This is a genomic window from Streptomyces sp. NPDC050263 (assembly GCF_040655955.1).
Classification (GTDB): domain Bacteria; phylum Actinomycetota; class Actinomycetes; order Streptomycetales; family Streptomycetaceae; genus Streptomyces.
On record NZ_JBFAKW010000017.1, the window covers coordinates 107,424 to 114,350 of the forward strand.

The following is a 6,927-nucleotide window of genomic DNA, read 5'->3' on the forward strand; positions in this document are numbered from 1 at the left end:
CTCGCATATGACCACTCCCGCCACAATCGGCGCGGCGACGATGCGGCTTCGCGTGGACGCGAGTACAAGTGATCGATCCTGGTGGGGTGGAGACCACGCTGGGAAGGGTGGAGGAAGACATGTGCGAACCCGTTGACGTGGTGTGTTACCAGTGCAGGATCACGCTGCAACTGCTCGATGCCCCGGTCCCTCGAGAGGCGTGGTGGAAGTTCCTGCATGAGCATGCCTACCACCCGGTGGAGCTGCTGTGGGAGCACTCCGAGGCCCACGAGAGGATCGACATCGACTACATCGATGTGGACAGCGACATCAAGGGCGACCCGTCGTTCGCAGAGTACGCGGGGGAGTGGACGGGCCGCCCGCTCGCCCTGCACCCCCGGCCGATCGCCCGTGCGGTGGCCGAAATCGTGCGGCGCGCCCAGGACGCCATGGACGCGCGCGAGTGGCGTGCCGCACCGGGCGACGCGACTGTGGCCGAGGGGATCTTGCAGTCCATGGACTTCGCTCCGCCGCCCGGGGCGGTGGTCGACGAGGCCGCCGTCCGCGCCCGGTCGGCTGCCGTGGAGGCGGCGCGGGAGAGGCTTCACCAGGCCGCGGCCGGACCGGTCGGTGAGCACTTCGGGGCTCTGCTGAAGGAGCTTCTGCTCGCCCTGCCCTCCTCCGGGGACCTGCCCGTGGACGAACTGGTCGCCGAAAGCGGCCCCCTGGCCTCCCCCCGGCTCTGGGACGCCGAGCGGGCACTGCGGCTGATCCAACACCTGCTCAACGGCATCTCCTTCCGGTAGCCGGACCGCAGACACAGACACAGACACAGACACAGACACAGACACACGAACAGACGGACGGGACGGCTCCGGTGCGAGCCGTCCCGTCCGTCTCTCTCTCCGTGTGTCTGCGGGGATCAGGGAATCTGCTGGTACAGCGCCGTGATCTGGTTGGCGCTCAGGGTGTAGTTCCAGGCCTGGACGTCACTGACCATGCCGGGCAGGTGGTCGGTCTGGTTGCCGTCGTAGAGCGCGCGTCCGACGGTGAAGGAGCCGGTGCTGCTCCAGGGCGTGACTCCCGTCGTGGTTGCGGCGAGGGCGCCGCCCACGTAGAGGCGTCCGGTGCGGGTGGCGGCGTTGTACGTGCCGACGAGGTGGGTCCAGGTGCCGGCGGTGGCTCCGGCCGAGTAGGCCACATGGGACGTCGGGTCGGCCACATCGCTGTCGGTGAAGGCCATCGACCAGGCAGGCTTGTTCTGGGACGAGTAGTCGTACTTCAGGAAGAAGGCGCTGTCCTCGGTACCGTCCTGGGCGGCGACCGTGACGTTGTGGGTCGGCAGCGATGCCAGGTTCACCCAGGCCGAGACCGAGTAGCTGCCCGTGGTGTCGAGCACCTGAGCGCTGCTCGTCGCGTCACCGCTCGTGCCGTCCAGGGCCAGGACACTGCCCCGGGTGGCGTCGGTCGTCCAGGTCGTCGTGCCGTTCAGGGTGAGCGGACTGTTGCCGACGTCGGGATCGGCCAGATTGGCGTTGAGGGTGTTCAGGGAGTCGGTCGCCGCGGTGTCGGTCGCCACCGGCATGCCGGTGCCGTCGTCGAGGTTCCAGGTGTCCTGGGGCGACAGCAGTGCGGTGGACAGTGCGCCGAAGGCGGGGTCGGTGAGGTTGACGTGATCGCCGGAGTCGGCGCCGGAGGCGAGTCGCTCCTCGCCGTTGCCGTCGAGGGTGGGGTCGGCGACGGCGGCGTCGAAGTCGGCGAAGTACACGGCCGGGGTGGCCCAGGGGTTGCCCAGGTTCATTCCGCCGAGGAAGGCGTTGACGTCGGTGCGGTAGCCGTCGACCGTGCTGGTGCACGGGTCGTCGGGCGTCGCGCCGTCGCCCGTGAAGCCGTCGCAGGGGGTGAGGGAGGTGAGGACGACGTCGATGCCCCATGCCTGCAGTTGCTGGACGAGGGCGGTGTAGCCGTTGCCCTCCAGGTCGTCGCTGGTGCTGCCGGCGAGCAGGTCTTCCAGTCCCTCGTCGACGACGACGGTGCTGATACCGGGCTGGTCGAGGATGTCGCGGTCGATGCGGGACAGGGCGGCCGGTCCTCCGATGGTGGAGCCGTTGTACGTCTCGGGGTTGTCGGTCATCAGCTGGTTGGACTCGATGCCTTCGGCGAGCACGCCGTAGGGCGTCGCGGTCGTGGGCGCGGCCGCGGTCAGCGCGTCGGAGACGCGGTAGCCGTTGGAGTTGGGCAGCGTGGTGCCCGGCTGGAACGGGTCGACCAGGTTTTCCCCCAGCACGGCTTCGGTGGGCACGTTCGCCGACGTCACGTCGAGGCCCGTGACGAGATCCGTGAAGTTGCCGTACGCGGCGGCGTTGGTGGTGAACGGCGTGCCGGTGGTGTCGGTGGTCAGGTCGCCCGAGCCGACGGAGCTGACGTATTCGTAGGAGCCGGTCGCATAGGAGTGCTGGACCAGGTAGGGGACGGAGTTGGTGAGATCGTAGGAGACCAACAGGTACTGGCCCGCGGTGACGTTGAAGCCGATCGGGTCGCTGTACACCATGCCGCCCTCGGGCACGGTGACCGACTGGCTGCCGCCGAACTTCAACGTGGTGATCGTGCCGGTGGGTACCGCGGAGGGGGATGCGGCGTTGGAGCTGAGCGCGATCGTGGCGTGCCCGATGGACAGTTTGCTGGTGCCCAGACCGTTGTCCAGCTTGATGCGCACCGTGCCTCCCGACAGCGAGGGCTTGAGCGCGATCCGGAAGGACTGGTTGGAGAAGTTTCCGCTGAGGAAGTCGTAGTTGCCCTCGTTGGGGTCGGCCCAGGCGCCGCTCCAGGACTGTCCGGAGGCCGCGCCGGCGTAGGTGCCGTTCGCCTCCGGGGTGCCCGCCGTGGTGTTGCGCGTGCCCATCGCGAAGATGTGCAGTGCCTGCTCGTGCGGGCCGGTGCCGGTGGAGATGTCGGGAAGGGTGACCGAGGAGATGGTCTTGGTCGGGTCGAGGGGGACGGAGAAGGCGTAGAGGCGCCGGGAGGCGGTGGTCTGGCCGGCCGCCGCGTTCTTGTGCGGCAGGACCACGGCGGCGATGGGGTTGACCGCGGCGGTCCAGTCGGGGACGGTCAGGTCGTAGGTGGTGCTGGTGCCGTCCGCGTAGGTGATGGCGCCGGTCCCGGGGCAGGCCCCGGTCGGCGTGGTCCCCGTGAAGCAGTAACTGCCGGTGGTCGACGTCCCGGCGGGTACGTAGGGGGCCGTGGAGTCGCCCGCGATCGATCCCGGGTTGGACATGCCGGAGCCGGTCGAGGTGCCCACGAACACCAGGGCGTTGCCGGAACCGCCGAAGGTGATGGTCTGGTTGCCGGCCAGGACGTTGTCCTTCTGGCCGGAGCCGAAGGCGGGCAGGGTGAGAGTGGCCCCGTCGACGGTCACCTTGCCGCCGCTCGTCCAGCCGGCGCCCGCCATGTCGGTCGCGGACAGGCTGTTGCCGGATCCGTCCAGGTCGGCCTGGCCCATGTTGCTGTCGGAGCTGATGCCGATGTTGTCGAAGCAGGCGGTCAGGCCGGCGCACGTGGTGCCCGGATGCCCGGCGGCGATGAACGGATAGGCGAACTCGCCCGAGTCGTCACCGGCGCCGTCGACCGAGTACACGTACAGCGTGTGCGGGCCGGGGGACGGCGGAGTGACGGAGACGGTCGCGCTGTTGGTGGTAGTGGTGACGTACTGGCCGCTCGGCGGGTTGCTGGTGGTCGGCGGGACGTCGAGGTGGTAGACGAATTCGGTCGCGGTCGTGCCGGCGCCCTTGAGGTCGAACTTGCCGACGCTGCCCGCGGCCGCACCGACCACGCTGTCGCTCTGATCGGTGTTCGGGTAGAGGTTGCTCTCCGACACCACGGACGGGGTGTCGGGCGCGGTGGGCTCCGCCGTGAAGTGACAGGTGGGGGACTGGGTGTAGGCGGTGCTGGTCATCCCGTCGCTGATCTTGACGTCCCAGTCCACCGTCTTGCCGTTGGTGAGCCCGGAGATGAAGGACGACGGCAGCGACACGCTCGCGTAGGTGTTGCTGGAGAGGTTGTCGCCACTGGTCAGGGTGGACTTGGTGCTGGATCCGTCGATCCAGTACTGGAAGGTCGCCTGGAGTTTGTCCGCGTTCGGGTCGGAGATCTTGGCCTTCAGCACCGGTGGTGTCGAGGCGATGGTCTTGCCCATGTACGGGTAGTACGGCCCGGTGGTGTCGCACGCCGCGTCGTCCGCGCCGGAAACCGCCGACATGGTGCTTGCGGCCGGGGCGTTCGGCGGGTTGTCGAAGAAGATCTGCAGCGTGGGGTTGTGCGAGAAACGCTTGAACCCGAGGTCGTTGTGGCTGGACTCCATCGAGTCCTCGCTCAGTGTCGCCGTGAAGCTGCTGGAGTGCCCACTGGCCGCGCTCTTGATCGGGGTGAGGACGTTGAGCCCGTTCGTGACCGACCCGTTCGAAGGGCAGTACGTGGGGTTGTAGGCCGGCCCGAAGCTCGCGGAGGTGGAGTAGCTGTTGTAGTGGGGGCGGTTGCTCCAGTCGGTGCCCGAGCCGATGCCCTTCGACCAGTGCAGGTTCACGGTCGCGGTGGTCGAGCACGAAGCGGAGTAGATGTCCGTGGCGTCCACCTCGGCGCTGCTGATGGTCGCACCCCAGATGGTCTTGGACAGCGACCACTGGTAGACCGAGTGCTCGTCACCGGTGTTGCAGTAGCCCTCGGGCCAACCGTTGTAGCCGACGCCGAGGTTGCCGTTGTCGGCGAGGGCCGTCGTCTTGTTGTAGAACGACGTGCCCGGGCAGCCCTGCTTCACCTCGTCGAACGCGGGACTCGTGTAGTCGACGGGGTGCCAGTTGACGGACGGGTCCACGTAGACGGGCCACACGGTCGAACGGGCGGCGAGCATACGGGCGTCCGGCAGCAGCGTCAGGGCTCCGGAGGCGACCTTGGCGCGGACGGGCGCGACACGGGCCGCGAGACCGGGGTGGCCGGCGTCCGAGGCGTCGGCCGCGACCTTGGCGCCGGCGGGCAGACGGGTGGCGGGCAGGGTGCGGTTGGAGTCCCACTGCAAGGGGGCGGGCGCGTCGGCGACCACGCGGCCCTGACGGTCGGTCACCACCAGGGTGCCTCCCGCGTCCTGGGTCAGCCGGCCGGCCCGCACCTTCGCGCCCAGGCGCAACGAGGAGAGCGCCGGGTTCTTCGCGGCCCGCGCGGAGTGCACGACCAGGGTGTCGCTCAGACCCCCGGCGGGGGTCGCCGAGACCAGCAGGTCCACGCCGGCCATGACGGAGCGGTAGGTCGCCGTCTCGCCGGAGACCACCGGGGCGGGCAGCCTCGTCGGCCAGGACAAGGACAGGGACACCCCGCCCGAACTCGTCACCGCGAGCGGGCCGTCGCCGCCACCGGAGAAGGCGACGCTTCCGTAGGCGGTGGCCCTGGGCGCCCAGGTGCCGTCGGCCTCCCGCCGCAGCCGCAGGTCCACCGGAGCCCACTTGCCGGCCTGCTCGACCCGTACCGGGATCGGGTTGGAGGAGAGCCCGAACTTTCCGGAAGGCAGGGCTTCGACGACCTCGGTCGGCGTGGTCAGCGCGTCGACGGCAACGGCCTTGCCGGTGCGGGCCGCCCGGACCGCCGCGGCCCGCATCGCGGTCTGCTCGGCCGGGGTCGTACCGTAACCGCTGGGCAGCGGGACGAGGTTCTTCGCCGTGGGGGCGGTCTTGCCGAGGGGCTCGGTGGAGCCCGTGGAACTCCTCGCATGCGGACTTGGGGTGGTGGCCTGGGCCGGGGTGAGGCCGAAGACGCCGAGACCCAGGGCCAGAAGCCCGGTCACGGCGACTCGGCACCAGCCCGAGCGCCGGCCGGCGCGGGGTATGTGCATGGGTTGAGAATCTCCAAGTCGACACCGGAAGACCGGCTGAGCCAAAGGGTGGGGAGCGGTCGGGGACCTGTCCGTACGCCCTCCCCGCTGTGAAGATTCTGTCCGGACTCGGCGGCTTCGCCGGGCATGTCCATCCCAAATCTGAGCAAGGGGATCGCTAATCCGGGCAAGGGGTTCCCTAAACATCTTCGACGCGCCGACCTTGGCGTTTACCGGCCGACGGGAGATCTCGCGCAGGTGGTCGCCGGGCGGTCGCCGGGGCCTCGGCGAGTCCGGGCAGGGACCCGCGCCGACCCGTTGTCAGCCCTCACGGGGGAGGCGGGGTCGCGTAGTTGACGGAACGACGCCTTTCCCGGGTGGAAGCGTCGCTCTGCCGGTTCCTGCAGTTCCAGCGTCTTCCGTCATTCGGTGCGGGCACGGGCGACCGCATCGCCGAACACCCACAGGCCATACGGGCCGCGCGTGGCGAAGACTGGGCAGCGAACCGGCTTCCACGCGGGGTGCCAGTAGGCCGGCCCGCCGCATGGCTGCCTCGGCGGTGCGCTTGGCACCCGAACGCCCACCCGGCGCCTCAAGTGATCGGTCTGCCGGACGGTCTAACAGCGGCTAACACAATGAGGCGCGTCCTACCGGTCCGGTCTCTTCGCCTGCCGGTCCGGCGTTCGTAGAGCAGCCGCATCGGCGCTTGCCTCCAGGCCGCTGCTCACCTCCCGCAACGGGCGGCGGATGGACGCGGAGAACACGCCGAGGCGGATCGTGGGGGTGGTCGCTGAGCGGCACGCCGGGCTGGCGGGGCTGGCGGGCGAGCCGGCCGCCGACGGGGGCGCTGTCGCTGTCGCCGTTGGAGGGCGACGAACAGGAGCAGGCCGCCGCCGACACGGAGAAAGCGCACGTCACACGACTGGCCCCCTGCTGTGGCGCGGACGGTCCCGCGCATCGAGCGTGGTCTGGGCGGGGCAACGACGCCCCGGCCGAGCTCCTAGACCCGGACTTCGCGGGTCACCGTTTCAGGTCTGTGGCCAGCGGGTCTGTCCGATGTCGGTGTCGAGGAGATCGAGGAGGTGGAGTTGAAC

At 69.6% G+C, this 6,927-nt stretch carries 2 protein-coding genes; one reads left to right on the top strand and one right to left on the bottom strand.

Translation table 11 applies throughout. The annotated features are described in order from the left end of the window. Positions 1 to 119 precede the first annotated feature (119 nt). Positions 120 to 785: a hypothetical protein gene (locus tag AB0J04_RS11235; RefSeq protein WP_363168101.1), complete on the top strand. Its 666-nt coding sequence runs from the start codon at positions 120 to 122 to the stop codon at positions 783 to 785. 116 nt (positions 786 to 901) lie between these two features. Here the strand turns inward: AB0J04_RS11235 and AB0J04_RS11240 are convergent, their stop codons facing one another. Beyond that, positions 902 to 5,854 (bottom strand): LamG-like jellyroll fold domain-containing protein, encoded by a 4,953-nt coding sequence (locus AB0J04_RS11240; protein ID WP_363168102.1) that lies wholly within the window; start codon positions 5,852 to 5,854, stop codon positions 902 to 904. Positions 5,855 to 6,927: the final 1,073 nt, after the last annotated feature.

Coding starts and splice junctions, on each gene's coding strand:
- AB0J04_RS11235 (WP_363168101.1), top strand. CDS start 120: ATGTGCGAACCCGTTGACGTGGTGTGTTACCAGTGCAGGATCACGCTG.
- AB0J04_RS11240 (WP_363168102.1), bottom strand. CDS start 5,854: ATGCACATACCCCGCGCCGGCCGGCGCTCGGGCTGGTGCCGAGTCGCC.